Source organism: Streptococcus oralis (assembly GCF_901543815.1).
Lineage (GTDB): Bacteria > Bacillota > Bacilli > Lactobacillales > Streptococcaceae > Streptococcus > Streptococcus oralis_CM.
Map to the genome: position 1 here is coordinate 673,561 of NZ_CABEIU010000002.1, position 16,771 is coordinate 690,331.

At 42.6% G+C, this 16,771-nt stretch carries 16 protein-coding genes; 13 read left to right on the plus strand and 3 right to left on the minus strand.

Annotated elements, in window-relative coordinates; all coding sequences use genetic code 11:
* The first annotated feature begins 27 nt into the window (after nt 1-27).
* Nucleotides 28-2,334, plus strand: coding sequence for a DNA translocase FtsK (locus tag FQT28_RS03355; protein WP_143989412.1), 2,307 nt, complete (start codon nt 28-30; stop codon nt 2,332-2,334).
* 44 nt (nt 2,335-2,378) lie between these two features.
* Here FQT28_RS03355 and FQT28_RS03360 read toward each other — a convergent pair whose 3' ends face one another.
* Entirely contained in the window at nt 2,379-2,804 is a 426-nt protein-coding gene (locus FQT28_RS03360; RefSeq protein WP_143989413.1) for a DUF6556 family protein, read from the minus strand.
* Between the two features lie 137 nt (nt 2,805-2,941).
* On the opposite strand from FQT28_RS03360, the gene FQT28_RS03365 reads away from it, so the two are divergent.
* The 10 genes from FQT28_RS03365 to FQT28_RS03410 all read left to right on the plus strand — a co-directional run bounded on the left by FQT28_RS03365 (nt 2,942) and on the right by FQT28_RS03410 (nt 12,827).
* On the plus strand, nt 2,942-4,084 hold the full coding sequence (locus FQT28_RS03365; protein ID WP_143989414.1) for a cysteine desulfurase family protein: 1,143 nt from the start codon (nt 2,942-2,944) through the stop codon (nt 4,082-4,084).
* Nucleotides 4,085-4,092: 8 nt separating this feature from the next.
* Nucleotides 4,093-5,307, plus strand: a complete 1,215-nt coding sequence (gene thiI, locus FQT28_RS03370) for a tRNA uracil 4-sulfurtransferase ThiI (RefSeq protein ID WP_143989415.1) — start codon at nt 4,093-4,095, stop codon at nt 5,305-5,307.
* A 136-nt stretch (nt 5,308-5,443) separates the two neighbouring features.
* Nucleotides 5,444-6,268, plus strand: a complete 825-nt coding sequence (locus tag FQT28_RS03375; protein ID WP_143989416.1) for an alpha/beta hydrolase — start codon at nt 5,444-5,446, stop codon at nt 6,266-6,268.
* A gap of 20 nt (nt 6,269-6,288) precedes the next feature.
* Entirely contained in the window at nt 6,289-7,029 is a 741-nt protein-coding gene (locus FQT28_RS03380) for an esterase family protein (protein WP_038805022.1), read from the plus strand.
* Between the two features lie 12 nt (nt 7,030-7,041).
* Nucleotides 7,042-8,208: an ATP-grasp domain-containing protein gene (locus tag FQT28_RS03385; protein ID WP_038805023.1), complete on the plus strand. Its 1,167-nt coding sequence runs from the start codon at nt 7,042-7,044 to the stop codon at nt 8,206-8,208.
* Between the two features lie 157 nt (nt 8,209-8,365).
* Nucleotides 8,366-9,235: an aquaglyceroporin Gla gene (gene gla, locus FQT28_RS03390; protein ID WP_143989417.1), complete on the plus strand. Its 870-nt coding sequence runs from the start codon at nt 8,366-8,368 to the stop codon at nt 9,233-9,235.
* Between the two features lie 110 nt (nt 9,236-9,345).
* Nucleotides 9,346-10,071, plus strand: coding sequence for a CppA N-terminal domain-containing protein (locus FQT28_RS03395; RefSeq protein ID WP_125450209.1), 726 nt, complete (start codon nt 9,346-9,348; stop codon nt 10,069-10,071).
* Nucleotides 10,068-11,003, plus strand: a complete 936-nt coding sequence (locus tag FQT28_RS03400) for a serine hydrolase domain-containing protein (RefSeq protein ID WP_125450208.1) — start codon at nt 10,068-10,070, stop codon at nt 11,001-11,003. The genes FQT28_RS03395 and FQT28_RS03400 overlap by 4 nt, the downstream gene beginning before the upstream one ends.
* Before the next feature lie 9 nt (nt 11,004-11,012).
* Complete coding sequence (locus FQT28_RS03405) at nt 11,013-11,924, plus strand: DMT family transporter (protein WP_125450207.1); 912 nt, start codon at nt 11,013-11,015, stop codon at nt 11,922-11,924.
* 144 nt (nt 11,925-12,068) lie between these two features.
* The gene (locus FQT28_RS03410; RefSeq protein WP_125450206.1) at nt 12,069-12,827 is read left to right on the plus strand and encodes a CPBP family intramembrane glutamic endopeptidase; all 759 of its coding nucleotides are present in this window, start codon (nt 12,069-12,071) and stop codon (nt 12,825-12,827) included.
* 48 nt (nt 12,828-12,875) lie between these two features.
* Here FQT28_RS03410 and FQT28_RS03415 read toward each other — a convergent pair whose 3' ends face one another.
* Entirely contained in the window at nt 12,876-14,159 is a 1,284-nt protein-coding gene (locus FQT28_RS03415) for a uracil-xanthine permease family protein (protein ID WP_185952349.1), read from the minus strand.
* Between the two features lie 334 nt (nt 14,160-14,493).
* Nucleotides 14,494-15,207, minus strand: coding sequence for a 16S rRNA (guanine(527)-N(7))-methyltransferase RsmG (gene rsmG / locus FQT28_RS03420; RefSeq protein WP_143989419.1), 714 nt, complete (start codon nt 15,205-15,207; stop codon nt 14,494-14,496).
* Nucleotides 15,208-15,300: 93 nt separating this feature from the next.
* On the opposite strand from rsmG, the gene FQT28_RS03425 reads away from it, so the two are divergent.
* A complete protein-coding gene (locus FQT28_RS03425; protein ID WP_143989420.1) occupies nt 15,301-15,861 on the plus strand; it encodes a LemA family protein in 561 nt (186 codons plus the stop codon).
* Nucleotide 15,862: 1 nt separating this feature from the next.
* On the plus strand, nt 15,863-16,762 hold the full coding sequence (gene htpX, locus FQT28_RS03430; RefSeq protein WP_143989421.1) for a zinc metalloprotease HtpX: 900 nt from the start codon (nt 15,863-15,865) through the stop codon (nt 16,760-16,762).
* Nucleotides 16,763-16,771: the final 9 nt, after the last annotated feature.

The window sequence follows — 16,771 nt, forward strand, 5'->3', positions numbered from 1 at the left end:
GGCTGTGAAATATGTTATAATAGAAGAATGGCAAACAAGAATACTACAAAAACAAGACGGAGACCGTCTAAAGCAGAACTCGAAAGAAAACAGGCTATCCAGAGGATGCTGATTTCCTTAGGAATTGCCTTATTGTTGATTATTGCAGCCCTCAAACTTGGTGCGGCGGGTATTACTCTTTATAATCTCATTCGACTGGTGGTCGGAAGTTTGGCCTACGTGGCTATAGGTGCCCTCCTCATCTATCTTTTTCTTTTTAAATGGATACGCAAGAAAGAGGGACTTCTGTCAGGATTTCTCTGTATCTTCGCTGGCTTGCTCTTGATTTTTGAGGCCTACTTGGTATGGAAATATGGCTTGGAGCAGTCAGTTTTAAAAGGAACCTTGGCTCAAGTTATGACGGACCTGACTGGTATGCGTGTGACGAGCTTTGCTGGTGGAGGCTTGCTTGGTGTTGGACTTTATATCCCCATAGCCTTTCTTTTCTCAAATATCGGATCATACTTTATTGGAGTTCTTTTGATTCTAGTTGGGGCACTCTTGGTTAGTCCTTGGTCTATTTATGATGTCGCAGCCTTTATTGGAGCTCAGTTCAGATCCTTCATGGAAAAACAGGAACAGAGAAAACAGGAACGCTTCATCAAGAGAGAAGAAGAGAAGGCTCGAAAAGAGGCTGAAGAAGCAGCCAGAATTCAGAGAGAACAAGAAGAACAGGATGCACTACCGCTTCCTCCTGTAGATCCTGAAACTGGAGAAATCTTACCAGAAGTTCCAGACTATGATCTTCCACCAATTCCTGAAAAAGAATGGACTGAACCGGAGATTATCCTCCCTCAGGCTGACGTTGAAGTTCCAGACGAGAAAGAAGATTTTGAGGATGAAGAGGTGCAGGTTGATTTTTCTGCCAAAGAAGCCCTTGAATATAAACTGCCAAGCTTGCAACTCTTTGCGCCAGATAAACCCAAAGATCAGTCCAAGGAAAAGAAGATTGTTCGAGAAAATATCAAAATCCTAGAAGAAACCTTTGCTAGCTTTGGTATCAAGGTAACGGTGGAACGGGCTGAAATCGGTCCATCTGTTACCAAGTATGAAGTCAAGCCAGCAGTGGGAGTCCGAGTTAATCGCATTTCTAACTTGGCTGACGACTTAGCGCTAGCTTTGGCGGCCAAGGACGTCCGGATTGAGGCACCAATACCTGGTAAATCCTTAGTCGGCATTGAGGTTCCTAACTCAGAAATCGCGACTGTTTCCTTCCGAGAACTCTGGGAACAGTCTCAAACAAAACCAGAAAATCTCCTCGAAATTCCTCTGGGTAAGGCTGTCAATGGAACTGCTCGCACCTTTGACCTTTCCAAAATGCCCCACTTACTTGTTGCAGGTTCAACGGGATCAGGGAAGTCAGTCGCAGTTAACGGTATTATCGCTAGCATTCTGATGAAAGCAAGACCTGACCAAGTCAAGTTTATGATGGTGGATCCAAAGATGGTTGAGTTGTCTGTTTACAATGATATTCCCCATCTCTTGATTCCAGTTGTGACCAATCCACGCAAGGCCAGCAAGGCTCTCCAAAAGGTCGTGGATGAGATGGAAAACCGTTATGAACTCTTTGCTAAGGTTGGTGTGCGAAATATCGCTGGTTACAATGCTAAGGTCGAGGAATTTAATAGCCAGTCTGAGTACAAACAAGTACCACTGCCTTTGATTGTTGTCATTGTGGACGAGTTGGCTGACCTTATGATGGTGGCCAGCAAGGAAGTGGAAGATGCCATCATTCGTCTCGGGCAGAAGGCGCGTGCCGCAGGAATTCACATGATTCTCGCAACGCAACGTCCATCAGTCGATGTCATTTCTGGCCTTATCAAGGCCAATGTTCCATCCCGTGTGGCTTTTGCTGTATCCTCAGGTACAGATTCACGAACTATCTTGGATGAGAATGGAGCTGAAAAACTGCTTGGTCGAGGAGACATGCTCTTTAAACCAATTGATGAAAATCATCCAGTCCGCCTGCAAGGATCCTTTATCTCGGATGATGATGTTGAACGCATCGTAAACTTTATCAAGGCTCAGGCTGATGCGGACTATGATGAGAGTTTTGACCCAGGTGAGGTTTCTGAAAATGAAGGAGATTTCTCTGATGGTGAAGCTGGTGGCGATCCGCTTTTTGAAGAAGCCAAGGCTCTAGTTATCGAAACCCAGAAAGCTAGCGCTTCGATGATTCAGCGTCGTTTGTCGGTTGGATTTAACCGTGCGACCCGCCTGATGGAAGAACTCGAACTGGCAGGTGTCATCGGTCCAGCTGAAGGAACCAAACCACGAAAAGTATTGCAACAATAAAAAAACAGCTTCTTTCCAAATTTGGAAAGAAGTTATTTTTGTGATTACTGGTTCGTTTTAGTTTCAGAATTCGTCGTATTTGACTGTGTACCGCTATCGCTTGTTTCTTTGTTTGTAGGAGCTGTAGAAGAGTCCTGAGTTGTTGTTTTCTGCTCTTCTTTTTTCTCCTCTTTCTTGTTGGATTGAGAAGTTTCTTCTTGCGGGGTATTTTCTTTAGTAGAAGTGTTGTCCTTGTTAGGTGTAGTATTTTCCTGAGGCGATTCCTTTTGGATTTCTTTGACAACAGTTGTTTGAGTTGTCGTCGGTTCTTTTTTGTTGTTTTTGTTATTATCCATGGCGTTCATGATGGTAATAGTAGCGGTGATGAGACCAAGGATACTACCGATGGTAGCAATCGTTTTTTGAAAGACAGTGAATCCCTTTTTGATGTGTTCTGTTTTTGGTTTTGAAGTTCTACGATAGTTAGACATGATACTCTCCTTTGATTATGATTTATTATACCTCATTTCTTTAAAAAAATCTTAAAAAAAGAGAAACTTCCCTTTCTTGTCGTAAGCTTCGTTTCATGATAAAATAGAAGGAGTGATTTTAGAAAGCGTGAGAAAACATGATCTACTTTGATAATTCAGCGACAACTAAGCCCTATCCTGAAGCTCTTGAGACCTATATGCAGGTCGCTTCAAAAATTGTAGGAAATCCGTCTAGTCTCCATCGTTTGGGAGATCAGGCAACACGAATTTTAGATGCTTCCCGGCAGCAAATTGCAGATTTGATTGGGAAGAAGAGTGATGAAATCTTCTTTACCTCAGGTGGTACAGAAGGAGATAACTGGGTCATCAAGGGTGTGGCCTTTGAAAAATCCCAGTTTGGCAAGCACATCATCGTATCAGCTATTGAGCATCCAGCAGTCAAGGAGTCAGCCCTCTGGCTGAAAAGTCAAGGTTTTAAGGTGGATATTGCTCCAGTTGATAGCAGAGGATTTGTGGATGTTGAGGCTCTGGAGGATTTGATACGACCTGATACGACTCTCGTCTCCATTATGGCAGTTAACAATGAAATCGGCTCTATCCAGCCTATTGAGGATATTTCGAAACTGTTAGCAGATAAGCCGACCATTTCCTTCCATGTTGATGCGGTTCAGGCACTTGCTAAGATTTCGACTGAAAAATACTTGACGGATCGAGTGGATTTTGCGACCTTCTCAAGTCATAAGTTTCATGGTGTCAGAGGTGTTGGATTTGTCTATATCAAGTCTGGTAAGAAGATTACGCCTCTTTTAACTGGTGGTGGTCAGGAGCGAGACTCTCGTTCGACAACTGAAAATGTGGCAGGGATTGCAGCGACAGCCAAAGCTCTCCGTTTATCTATGGAAAAGTTAGATATCTTTGCTAGTAAGACAGGGCAGATGAAGGCAGTCATTCGTCAAGCCCTTCTGGATTATCCAGATATTTTTGTCTTTTCAGATGAGGAAGACTTTGCCCCTCATATCCTGACTTTTGGGATTAAAGGTGTTCGTGGTGAAGTCATTGTTCACGCTTTTGAAGACTATGACATTTTCATTTCCACAACCTCTGCTTGTTCGTCCAAGGCAGGAAAACCTGCGGGGACCTTGATTGCAATGGGAGTGGACAAGGATAAGGCCCAGTCAGCTGTGCGTCTAAGCCTAGACTTGGAAAATGATATGAGTCAGGTCGAGCAGTTTTTGACCAAGCTAAAATTAATTTACAATCAAACTAGAAAAGTAAGATAGGAGCATTTATGCAGTATTCAGAAATTATGATTCGTTACGGAGAATTATCAACCAAACACAAAAATCGTATGCGTTTCATCAATAAACTTCGTAATAATATTTCGGACGTTTTGTCCATCTATCCCCAAGTTAAGGTAACCGCAGATCGCGACCGTGCCCACGCTTACCTCAATGGAGCTGATTATACAGCAGTTGCAGAATCGCTCAAACAAGTCTTTGGGATTCAAAACTTTTCTCCTGTGTATAAGATTGAAAAGTCAGTGGACGTTCTGAAGTCTGCTGTCCAAGAGATTATGAAGGAAATCTACAAGGAAGGGATGACCTTTAAAATCACTAGTAAGCGTAGCGACCACAACTTTGAATTAGATAGTCGTGAACTGAATCAAACTCTTGGTGGAGCTGTTTTCGAGGCTATTCCAAACGTACAAGCTCAGATGAAAAATCCAGATATTAATCTTCAGGTTGAGATTCGTGAAGAGGCTGCCTATCTTTCCTATGAAACCTTTCGTGGAGCAGGAGGATTACCTGTGGGAAGTTCTGGTAAAGGCATGCTCATGTTGTCAGGAGGGATTGACTCACCTGTAGCAGGTTATCTAGCTCTTAAACGTGGGGTAGATATTGAAGCCGTCCACTTTGCTAGCCCGCCATACACAAGTCCTGGTGCCCTCAAGAAAGCCCACGATTTGACTCGGAAATTGACCAAGTTTGGGGGCAATATCCAGTTTATTGAGGTGCCTTTTACAGAGATTCAAGAGGAAATCAAGGCTAAGGCGCCAGAAGCCTACCTCATGACCTTGACGCGTCGTTTTATGATGCGCATTACCGACCGTATCCGTGAGGTACGAAATGGTTTAGTTATCATCAATGGGGAAAGTCTTGGTCAAGTAGCCAGCCAGACCTTGGAAAGCATGCAGACTATCAACGCTGTGACTAGCACTCCAATCATTCGTCCCGTGGTTACTATGGACAAGTTGGAAATCATTGACATCGCGCAGAAAATCGATACCTTTGAAATTTCTATTCAGCCTTTTGAGGACTGCTGTACTATTTTTGCGCCTGATTGTCCTAAGACCAATCCTAAGATAGAGAATGCAGAGCAGTATGAAAAACGCATGGATGTTGAAGGCTTGGTTGAGCGAGCAGTGGCTGGTATCATGATCACTGAGATTACACCTCAGGCTGAAAAAGATGCTGTCGATGAGTTAATTGACAATCTCCTCTAATCAGAAAATCCAGAAGAATTCAGAATATTAAGTGAGAAAAGTTAGTTATTTATCCTTAAAATGGACAATTACTGACTTTTTTTCTATTTTTATGGTATAATGAGATAAAATTTTGAATATAGAGAGTTTTCTGACAATGAATCATTCCTACTTTTACTTAAAAATGAAAGAACACAAACTCAAGGTTCCTTATATAGGAAAGGAGCGTCGTGTGCGTGTGCTCCTGCCAAAGGACTACGAGAAGGACACAGACCGTTTTTACCCTGTTGTTTATTTTCATGACGGGCAAAATGTCTTTTACAGCAAGGAGTCCTATATCGGACACTCTTGGAAGATTATTCCAGCCATTAAGCGAAATCCTGATATCAGTCGCATGATTGTCGTTGCCATAGATAATGATGGTATGGGACGGATGAATGAATACGCAGCTTGGAAATTTCAAGAATCTCCTATCCCAGGCCAGCAGTTTGGTGGTAAGGGTGTGGAGTATGCTGAGTTTGTCATGGAGGTGGTCAAGCCTTTTATCGATGAAACCTATCGTACCAAAGCTGATCGCCAGCACACGGCTATGATTGGTTCGTCGCTAGGAGGCAATATCACCCAGTTTATCGGACTAGAGTACCAAGATCGAATTGGTTGTCTAGGTGTCTTTTCATCTGCTAACTGGCTCCACCAAGAAGCCTTTAACCGCTATATCGAGCGTAAGAAACTGTCGCCTGAACAGCGCATTTTTATCTATGTTGGAACGGAAGAAGCGGATGATACGGACAAGACCCTGATGGCTGGTAATATCAAGCAAGCCTATATTGACTCATCGCTTCGCTATTACCATGATTTGATTGCAGGTGGAGTACACTTGGATAATCTTGTCTTAAAAGTTCAGTCTGGTGCCATCCATAGTGAAATTCCATGGTCGGAAAATTTACCAGACTGTCTCCGATTTTTTGCGGAGAAATGGTAAGTTAGGAAAGGAGAAAGCCAATGCATATTGAAAACCTTAGCCACTGGAGTGGCCACCTCAACCGTGAAATGTATCTCAACCGTTATGGGCATGCTGGGATTCCAGTTGTGGTTTTTGCTTCATCTGGTGGCAGTCACAATGAATACTATGATTTTGGCATGATAGACGCCTGTGCTTCCTTTATCGAAGAAGGTCGTGTCCAATTTTTTACTCTCTCCAGTGTTGACAGTGAGAGCTGGCTGGCTACTTGGAAAAATAGTCATGACCAGGCAGAGATGCATCGTGCCTACGAACGCTATGTGATTGAGGAGGGCATTCCTTTTATCAAGCATAAGACAGGTTGGTTTGATGGTATGATGACGACAGGTTGCTCGATGGGGGCCTACCATGCACTCAATTTCTTCCTCCAGCATCCAGATGTCTTTACCAAGGTGATTGCTCTCAGCGGTGTTTACGACGCGCGTTTCTTCGTTGGAGATTACTACAATGACGATGCCATTTACCAAAACTCGCCAGTAGATTATATCTGGAATCAGAATGACGGCTGGTTTATCGATCGTTACCGTCAGGCGGAGATTGTCGTTTGTACGGGCCTCGGTGCCTGGGAACAAGATGGTCTACCATCTTTCTACAAGCTTAAAGAAGCCTTTGACCAGAAACAAATTCCAGCCTGGTTTGCTGAATGGGGACACGATGTCGCCCACGACTGGGAATGGTGGCGTAAACAAATGCCCTATTTTCTTGGACACCTGTATCTATAAAAGGAGTTGCCTATGAATTACCTTGTTATTTCTCCCTACTATCCGCAAAACTTTCAACAGTTTACAATCGAGTTAGCTAATAAAGGCATCACAGTCTTGGGAATTGGTCAGGAGCCTTACGAACAACTAGATGAACCTTTGCGCAATAGCCTAACTGAGTATTTTCGTGTAGACAATCTTGAGAATATAGACGAAGTCAAGCGTGCCGTTGCCTTTCTTTTCTACAAGCATGGTCCAATTGACCGCATCGAGTCACACAATGAATACTGGCTTGAGCTAGACGCAGCACTTAGAGAACAATTCAATGTCTTTGGTGCCAAACCCGAGGATCTCAAAAAGACCAAATATAAGTCTGAGATGAAGAAACTTTTCAAAAAAGCAGGTGTCCCTGTGGTACCTGGAGCTGTTATCCAGACGGAAGTAGATGTGGATAAAGCAGTGAAAGAAATCGGTCTACCAATGATTGCCAAACCTGATAACGGAGTGGGAGCGGCAGCAACCTTTAAGCTTGAGACAGAAGAAGATGTAAATCACTTCAAGGCTGAATGGGACCATTCAACCGTTTATTTCTTTGAAAAATTTGTCACTTCTAGCGAAATCTGTACCTTTGACGGGCTTGTAGACAAGGATGGCAACATCGTCTTTTCAACGACTTTCGATTATGCCCATACACCACTTGATCTCATGATTTATAAGATGGACAATTCCTACTATGTGCTCAAGGATATGGATCCCAAACTGCGCAAGTATGGTGAAGCCATTGTCAAAGAATTTGGCATGAAGGAGCGTTTTTTCCATATCGAATTCTTCCGTGAGGGAGATGACTATATCGCCATTGAGTACAACAATCGTCCTGCAGGTGGTTTTACCATTGATGTTTATAACTTCGCTCACTCCTTGGACCTCTATCGTGGCTATGCAGCTATCGTCGCAGGTGAGGGGTTTCCAACATCGGAGTTTGAACCTCAATACTGTCTAGCTACATCACGTCGTGCCAATGCCAACTATGTTTATTCAGAAGAGGACCTTCTTGCCAAATACAGCCAGCAATTCAAGGTCAAAAAAATCATGCCAGCAGCCTTTGCAGAGCTACAAGGGGACTACCTTTATATGCTGACCACTCCGAGTCGCCAAGAGATGGAGCAGATGATTGCAGATTTTGGTCAGCGTCAAGAATAACGATTAGGACAAAAGGAGTTTGACTTCTTTTGTCCTTTTCTTAAAGATAAGTTAAATAAAGCGTTTTCCAGATATTCTTTTAGAAAATCGGTTGCTAAAAGGCCTAAAAATTGATAGAATAAGGATTGTCTAAAAAAATTTAAGGAGAATCTATCAAATGGATTTTACATGGGCTATTAAATATGCCACAGAATTCTTGGGAACTGCTATTTTGATCATTCTTGGTAATGGTGCAGTTGCTAACGTTGAACTTAAAGGTACGAAAGGTCACCAAAGTGGCTGGCTCGTTATCGCGGTTGGTTATGGTATGGGGGTTATGATCCCAGCCTTGATGTTCGGTAACGTATCAGGTAACCACATCAACCCAGCCTTCACACTTGGACTTGCTGTGAGTGGACTTTTCCCTTGGGAACAAGTACCGTTTTACATCCTTGCGCAAGTTTTAGGAGCGATTTTTGGTCAAGCTATGGTTGTTGCAACTCACCGTCCTTACTACTTGAAAACAGAGAATTCTAATAACATTTTGGGTACTTTCTCAACGATTTCAAGTGTCGATCACGGTACAAAAGAATCACGTTTCGCAGCAAGTGTAAATGGTTTTATCAATGAGTTTGTTGGTTCGTTTATTCTGTTCTTTGCAGCCCTAGGAATGACTAAAAACTTCTTCGGTGCTGAGGTTCTTCAATACATGAAACAAATGGCTACTCAAGCTGGTCAAACTGTTGACTTAGGTGAATTGGCAGTAAAAGCTCAAGTAGCACCACACACAGCAGCAGGTCTTTCAGTAGCTCATTTAGGGCTTGGTTTCCTAGTGATGGCCTTGGTAACTTCACTTGGTGGACCTACTGGACCTGGTTTAAACCCAGCTCGTGACTTCGGACCACGTCTTCTTCACGAACTCCTTCCAAAATCAGTTCTTGGTCAACACAAGGGTGATTCAAAATGGTGGTATGCATGGGTTCCAGTTGTAGCTCCAATTGCAGCGGGTATTGCGGCAGTAGCACTATTCAAACTACTTTACCTATAAGAAACGAAACTGGGGAAACCCAGTTTTTTTCTTGTAAAATTTCTAAATAAAATAGATATGGCTTGTAAAATATTCGAAAATCCTTTAAAATAAAAGAGTTGGAGGAATTTATGAATGTGAATGAGATTGTTCGGATCGTTCCGACTTTGAAAGTTAATAATCGAAAATTAAATGAAAAATTTTACATTGAAACCTTGAGGATGAAACCTTTGCTGGAAGAGTCTGCCTTTCTTTCCTTAGGTGATCAGACAGGTACGGAGAGATTGATTTTAGAAGAGGCTCCAAGCATGCGAACACGCAGAGTTGAAGGACTTAAGAAGCTAGCTAGACTCTTGATAAAGGTTGAAAATCCTTCTGAAATCGAGGCCCTTCTTTCTCAAATGAAGTCTCTTCCTCGTCTATTTAAAGGAAACCGAGGGTATGCTTTTGAGATTGTTTCTCCTGAAGAGGATGTGATCCTTGTTCATGCGGAAAATGATATAAGAGACTTGGTTCCACTGGAAACTGTTCCTGAATTTTATTCAAATACAAGTATAAAATACGTGAGCCAATTTGAGGTTTCTATGGAGTTACGTTTACCTGAAGGGGCAGAGAGTTTACTTGATCCTGAAGGAGTAGCGCCAGCAATTATCTTTACTAAAGGGCAAGGTCCAGATTTGACTGTTGAAAACAATGTTACCTGGGACTTGTCTATGCTGAAATTTTTAGTAAAGAATTTTGATTTAACCAGTCTTCGTCATAAATTCGAAAAGACAGGCTATTTTGTTCCCAAGTCTGAAAAATTCTTCCTTGGTAAAGATACCAATAATATCGAATTGTGGTTTGAAGAAGCATGAAGTTGGAAAAAATTCTAAGAAAAATAGAAGATCAAATTGAGGCAGGGGTCTATCCCGGGGCCTCTTTTGCGTATTATAAGGATGGTGAATGGAAAGAGTCTTATCTGGGCTTGAGTGATCCAGAACGGGGCTTGAAAACAGAGTCCGGGCTAGTCTATGACCTAGCCAGTGTGAGTAAGGTTGTGGGAGTAGGGACGGTTCTTACCTTCTTGTGGCAGCAGGGCATATTAGATATTGACCGACCAGTGACGGATTTTCTGCCTGAGTGTGATTACCCAGATATCACTATCCGTAAACTTCTGACCCATGCTACAGACTTAGATCCCTTTATTCCCAATCGGGATCTCTTGACAGCTCCTGAATTAAAAGAAGCCATGTTTCACCTCAACAGACGAAATCAGTCTGCTTTTCTATACTCGGATGTTCACTTTTTACTCTTGGGCTTTCTTTTGGAAAAAATCTTTGAACAAGACTTGGATCAGATTATAGAAGAACAAGTTTTGAACCCATGGGGAATGACGGAAACCAAGTTTGGCCCCGTAGAGCATGCTGTACCAACAGTGAGAGGAGTGGAAGCCGGAAACATCCACGATCCCAAAGCTCGTCTTTTGGGCAAACACGCAGGAAGTGCAGGTTTGTTTTCAACTGTTAAGGATTTGCAAATCTTTCTGGAACATTACTTGAAAGATGATTTTGCTGCAGATTTGATCCGCAATTTTTCACCCTTAGATGATAAGGAGCGGTCCCTAGCCTGGAATTTGGAGGGGGCTTGGCTAGACCATACAGGCTATACAGGTACCTTCATCATGTGGAATCGAGATAAACAGGAAGCCGCTATCTTTTTATCCAATCGAACGTATGAGAAGGATGAGCGTGCTCAGTGGATAATCGATCGAAACCAAGTCATGGATATGATTCGTAGGGGAGAGTAGGGAGAAAGCATGTCAAAAACCGTAAAAGGAACGCTATTCACAGTAGTTGCAGGGATTGCTTGGGGCTTGTCTGGAACCAGTGGCCAATACCTGATGGCACATGGGATTTCCGCTCTAGTCTTGACTAATTTGCGACTCATCATAGCAGGATTGGCACTGGTATTCTTATCCTATGCGACTGCAAAGGATAAACTCCTTTCTTTTTTAAAAGATAAAAAAAGTCTACTACTTCTGTTGCTATTTGCAGTTTTCGGACTTTTCTTAAACCAGTTTGCCTATCTTTCTGCCATTCAGGAAACCAATGCTGGAACGGCTACGGTTCTCCAGTATGTATGTCCTGTTGGAATCTTGATTTATACTTGTATCAAGGATAGGGTGGCACCAACACTGGCTGAGATTGTTTCGATTGTTTTAGCAATCGGAGGGACTTTTTTTATCGCGACTCATGGGGAACTTGACCAGTTGTCTGTCACACCTGCTGGTCTTTTCTGGGGACTCTTTTCTGCCTTGACCTATGCCCTTTATATCATTCTTCCTATTACTTTGATTAAGAAATGGGGAAGCATGTTGGTGATTGGTGTGGGCATGGTTATTTCTGGTGTTGTGGCTCTTCCCTTCACAGGAGTTTTGCAGGCTAGCATACCGACCAGCTTGGATTTTCTCTTTGCATTTGCTGGCATTATCATCATCGGAACAGTCTTCGCCTACACCGCTTTTCTAAAAGGAGCTAGTCTGATAGGACCAGTTAAGTCTAGTTTATTGGCTTCCATAGAGCCAATTTCAGCCGTTTTCTTTGCCTTTCTGATTATGAAGGAGCAATTCTACGCGATTGATTTTGTTGGTATGGCCATGATTTTACTTGCGGTAACCATCATTTCTTTGAAAGATTTGTTGATAGAAAACAAACAGAAGGTTGAATGAGAAACTAGTTACTCGTAAAAAGTGGTTGGTTTGAATATCCTATCGAAATATTGATTACGGATAAGGAATGGGAGTGGAATTTTATAAAATTTTAAGTTTCTTTTCTTACAATAAACCAATCTTTAACTGCTAGAAGGAGGAGATATGAAAATTTTACAAAGCATTCACCCAACTAAGCCCTTGCGCTACTTGAGATGGTTTGACATTTTGATTATCACAGTTCTAATGTTTGGCCTGTTTATCATTCGTTCAGCGGAGCTCTTTTTATCAAGTATGTTTCCGACAGGTTTGTCAACTACAATGGATACGGCAAGTAATACTGTCGGCGAAGGAGCAGCCTATTCGAGCAACTTCACTCTGCAAGTGATATTTCTGACCTTGGCCTTGCTTTACCTTTTGATTCGGAATTATGATTTCAATCAGCTTCCTATTCGTTGGACCTGGTCCCTTCTCTTTTGGGTTCCATTTATATTTGCCATTGTGGGATTGTTTGGAGACTTGGTGACGACACTAACTGGTGAATACAATTACTTTAATCCAGCCCTTTTTGCCCACATAGATCCCATGGAAGTTATACGGAAGTTCCTAGCGCTTAGTCCGATGGCAATTGCCTATGCCTTGCTAAATGGCTTCTATGAAGAGTTTTTCTTTCTAGGGTTGTTGACCTCAGTGAAAGAAAAGCACAAGTGGCGGGTTTTGTTTTATTCTACCCTCATTCGGATTTCTTTTCACACTTATCAAGGATTGGTGTGGGCACTGGTTATTGGTGTAGTTTATGGTTTATTTTATTATTTTCTATACAAGTATAAGGTTAAAAATCTTTTGCCATTTTTCCTCATGCATGCTCTGGCAGACATGTTTGGGTCTAGTCTCATGTATCTCCTGATTGCTTGGGGAAGGTAAGAATCAGAAAAATCCACTCAACTGAGTGGATTTTGTGTGTATAGATGATTAGTCTTTATTTTCGTGTGGCAAAATCAAGTTTAAGATGATTCCTGTCATGGCTGATAGAGCAGTACCTGAAAGCGTAACTGGTCCTACTTTGAGGATGGCACCACCAAGTCCGAGTACCAACATAGCACTAGCAATGATGAGGTTACGCATTTGACTGAAGTCAACGCGTTCTTTGATCAAGACTTTCAAACCGTTGCTGGCGATAACCCCGTAGAGAAGGATGGACATACCACCAAGCACAGCATTTGGAATAGTTGAAATCAAGGCAGTAAATTTACCTAGGAAGCTGAGCGCGATTGCGATAAAGGCTGCGTTACGGATAACTGAGACAGAAGCGATACGGGTCATCCCGATAACCCCTGTATTTTCACCGTAAGTCGTATTAGCTGGCCCACCGAGGAAGGCAGATACAGATGTTGCGATACCGTCACCGAGAAGTGTACGGTGAAGACCTGGCTCTTTCAAGAATTGACGGCCACAGATTTGGCTTAGAACGGTATGGTCACCGATGTGTTCTGAAATGGTTACGATAGCGATTGGCAAGATAGCGATTGTTTCAGGACCAAAGTAGAGGTTGTACTCTTTAAAGGCTCCGCCTGTACTAAATGGTAAGTAGAAACCAGGGATTTCAAACCAGTTAGCTTCTAGGACTGGTGTAAAGTCAACCAAACCAAGTATCATAGCGAAGATATAACCACCGATGATGGCGAAGAGGAAAGGAATAATACGAAGGAAGCCTTTTCCTTTTGTATTGATAAAGGCAGCAATCAAGAAAGTTACGACAGCTACAAGTGCATTTTTCCAATTTCCATCTGCTACAAGTCCAGCGTTCGTAACAGCTGAATTTGCCAGTCCAAGACCAATAACAATAATCATGGGTCCGATAATGATTGGTGGTAAGAGTTTATCAATCCATTTTGTACCTGCAAAACGAACACCAGCAGCAACAAGGACGTAGACCAAACCAGTCAAGATCACCCCTGTTTGGGCAGCAGATACATCCCCACCCATTTCTTTCATAGCCAGTGACATAGCTGTGATAAAGGCAAATGAAGAACCTAGATAAACTGGAACTTTAAACCCAGTTGAAATCATGTAGATGAGTGTTCCAACACCTGAAGCAAAAAGGGCAACAGATACAGGCATTCCCAAAATCAATGGTACCAAGATGGTCGCACCGAACATGGCGAAAACGTGTTGGAAACTAAGGAGAATTCCTTTTCCAGCTGAAGGACGTTGGTCAACGTCTAGTAACAAATCAACAGTTGATTCTTGTTTCATATAAACCTCACTTTTGGGCATCAAAAAAGAGCCCATTATTTTACAGCAACAGGCTCTCAGAGTAAGACTTCTTTAAAATAGATTATTCCATTCTTAAAGAACTTCATATATATCCGCGTCTTCGTCACCTCACAGGATGACATTAAAAACCTTTGCTTAGGATAGTATAGCAGAAAAAATTCGTTTTGTAAACGAATTTTTCCCGAGTCTAGAAATAAAAGAGCGAGGCAGATTTTGTAAATCATTTTTTCCCGAGCCTAGAAATGTAAGAGCGAGAAATGATTTTGTAAATCATTTTTACTCAACTTTAAACAAGGGCGCGCTATTGATAGGATTAAAGAGGGCGTTTGTTGGGCATGCCAGCCTTTCTTGGGTACTTGTTAGGCGTCTCCTTTTTCTTTTCGACGACTGTGATATAGCGTGGATCTCCATTTGGCAGGGCATAGCTGAGGTTGTCCTCTACCTTACTAAAGAGGAGGTTGAGGGCATTCTTGGCTTCTAGCAATTCCTCAGGAGCATTGCTGGCCTTGAGTGCCAATAGTTTTCCGCCGACTTTAAGATAGGGAATGGTCAGCTCAGACAAGATCTGCATGCGAGCAACCGCACGAGCCGTCACCATATCAAAATGAGCACGGAAGTTCTTGTCTTGGGCAAAGTCTTCAGCGCGTCCATGGTAGAAGTGAACACCATCCAAATCCAACTCCTGAGCCAAAAGCTGAAGGAAGTTGATGCGCTTATTGAGCGAATCAATGATGGTCACATCTAGCTGAGGGTAGAGGATTTTCATGGGCAGACTAGGAAATCCTGCCCCAGCCCCGATATCAAGAAGTTTGATAGTTTCATTTGAAATCATGCCTTGCAGGATGGGTGCAATCGAATCATAAAAATGTTTGAGGTAAACTTCTTCCTTGTCTGTAATAGCGGTCAAATTAATCTTTTCATTCCACTCGACCAAGAGTTCAAAATAACGTTCAAATTGTTTCTTTTGCTGGTCCGAAAGTGGAAGATTTTGCTCAGCTAGTAGGCTGTAAAATGTTTCTGGTTTCATAGTAGTTTCCTTCTCTAGTATCATCTTATTTTACCACAATCATTAAAATTTTGATATACTGGTATTAATCTAAAAGCAGAAAGGAATAAGATTATGACTTGGATTATTCTTGGAGTTTTGGCTCTGATTGTTATTTTTGTGATTGTTAGCTATAACGGTTTGGTTAAGAATCGTATGCAGACCAAGGAGGCTTGGAGCCAGATCGATGTTCAGTTGAAGCGTCGTAATGATCTCCTCCCAAACTTGATTGAAACAGTCAAAGGCTATGCGAAATATGAAGGTTCTACTTTGGAAAAAGTGACAGAACTTCGTAGACAAGTAGCCGCAGCAACGTCACCAGCTGAAGCTATGAAGGCCAGTGATGCCCTTACCCGCCAGATTTCTGGTATCTTTGCAGTAGCAGAGAATTACCCAGAGTTGAAGGCTAGTGCTAACTTTATCAAATTGCAAGAAGAGTTGACTAATACAGAAAATAAAATTTCATATTCTCGCCAACTCTACAACAGTGTTGTCAGCAACTACAATGTAAAACTTGAAAGCTTCCCAAGTAACATCATCGCGGGACTATTTGGCTTTAAAGCTGCAGACTTCCTTCAAACACCTGAAGAGGAAAAGGCAGTTCCTAAAGTTGACTTTAGCGGATTAGGTGACTAAGATGTTGTTTGATCAAATTGCAAGCAATAAGCGAAGAACCTGGATTTTGTTGCTGGTTTTCTTCCTACTCTTGGCCTTGGTTGGTTATGCGGTTGGCTATCTCTTTATGCGTTCAGGTCTTGGTGGCATGATTATTGCCTTGATTATTGGTCTTATCTACGCTCTGACTATGATCTTTCAATCGACAGAGATTGTCATGTCTATGAATGGGGCGCGTGAGGTTGATGAGCAAACAGCTCCAGACCTCTACCATGTAGTAGAAGATATGGCCATGGTCGCTCAGATTCCCATGCCGCGTGTTTTCATCATTGAGGATTCTTCTTTAAATGCCTTTGCAACAGGTTCCAACCCTCAGAATGCGGCAGTTGCGGCCACTTCGGGTCTCCTAGCAATTATGAATCGTGAGGAGCTGGAAGCTGTTATGGGACATGAGGTCAGTCATATCCGAAACTACGATATTCGCATTTCGACCATTGCTGTAGCGCTCGCCAGTGCCATTACCCTTCTGTCTAGTATGGCAGGACGGATGATGTGGTGGGGTGGTGCAGGCCGCAGACGGAGTGACAATGATCGTGATGGAAATGGTTTAGAGATTATTATGCTTGTCATCTCTCTCTTAGCCATTGTTCTGGCACCTCTCGCAGCAACCTTGGTGCAACTAGCCATTTCCCGTCAGAGGGAATTTTTGGCGGATGCATCCAGTGTGGAGCTGACTCGCAATCCTCAAGGGATGATCAATGCCTTGCGCAAGTTGGACAATAGCGAGCCGATGCATCACCATGTTGACGATGCCAGCAGCGCTCTGTACATCAATGATCCCAAGAAAGGTGGCGGACTACAAAAACTCTTTTATACCCACCCACCTATCTCAGAACGAATCGAACGCTTGAAACAGATGTAAAAAAATCCA

Excerpts from the sequence above, each read along its gene's own strand:
- htpX (WP_143989421.1), top strand. The coding sequence starts at position 15,863 with ATGTTGTTTGATCAAATTGCAAGCAATAAGCGAAGAACCTGGATTTTG.
- FQT28_RS03360 (WP_143989413.1), bottom strand. The coding sequence starts at position 2,804 with ATGTCTAACTATCGTAGAACTTCAAAACCAAAAACAGAACACATCAAA.
- FQT28_RS03385 (WP_038805023.1), top strand. The coding sequence starts at position 7,042 with ATGAATTACCTTGTTATTTCTCCCTACTATCCGCAAAACTTTCAACAG.
- FQT28_RS03410 (WP_125450206.1), top strand. The coding sequence starts at position 12,069 with ATGAAAATTTTACAAAGCATTCACCCAACTAAGCCCTTGCGCTACTTG.
- FQT28_RS03415 (WP_185952349.1), bottom strand. The coding sequence starts at position 14,159 with ATGAAACAAGAATCAACTGTTGATTTGTTACTAGACGTTGACCAACGT.
- FQT28_RS03425 (WP_143989420.1), top strand. The coding sequence starts at position 15,301 with ATGACTTGGATTATTCTTGGAGTTTTGGCTCTGATTGTTATTTTTGTG.
- FQT28_RS03395 (WP_125450209.1), top strand. The coding sequence starts at position 9,346 with ATGAATGTGAATGAGATTGTTCGGATCGTTCCGACTTTGAAAGTTAAT.
- gla (WP_143989417.1), top strand. The coding sequence starts at position 8,366 with ATGGATTTTACATGGGCTATTAAATATGCCACAGAATTCTTGGGAACT.
- rsmG (WP_143989419.1), bottom strand. The coding sequence starts at position 15,207 with ATGAAACCAGAAACATTTTACAGCCTACTAGCTGAGCAAAATCTTCCA.
- FQT28_RS03375 (WP_143989416.1), top strand. The coding sequence starts at position 5,444 with ATGAATCATTCCTACTTTTACTTAAAAATGAAAGAACACAAACTCAAG.
- FQT28_RS03400 (WP_125450208.1), top strand. The coding sequence starts at position 10,068 with ATGAAGTTGGAAAAAATTCTAAGAAAAATAGAAGATCAAATTGAGGCA.
- FQT28_RS03380 (WP_038805022.1), top strand. The coding sequence starts at position 6,289 with ATGCATATTGAAAACCTTAGCCACTGGAGTGGCCACCTCAACCGTGAA.
- thiI (WP_143989415.1), top strand. The coding sequence starts at position 4,093 with ATGCAGTATTCAGAAATTATGATTCGTTACGGAGAATTATCAACCAAA.
- FQT28_RS03405 (WP_125450207.1), top strand. The coding sequence starts at position 11,013 with ATGTCAAAAACCGTAAAAGGAACGCTATTCACAGTAGTTGCAGGGATT.
- FQT28_RS03365 (WP_143989414.1), top strand. The coding sequence starts at position 2,942 with ATGATCTACTTTGATAATTCAGCGACAACTAAGCCCTATCCTGAAGCT.
- FQT28_RS03355 (WP_143989412.1), top strand. The coding sequence starts at position 28 with ATGGCAAACAAGAATACTACAAAAACAAGACGGAGACCGTCTAAAGCA.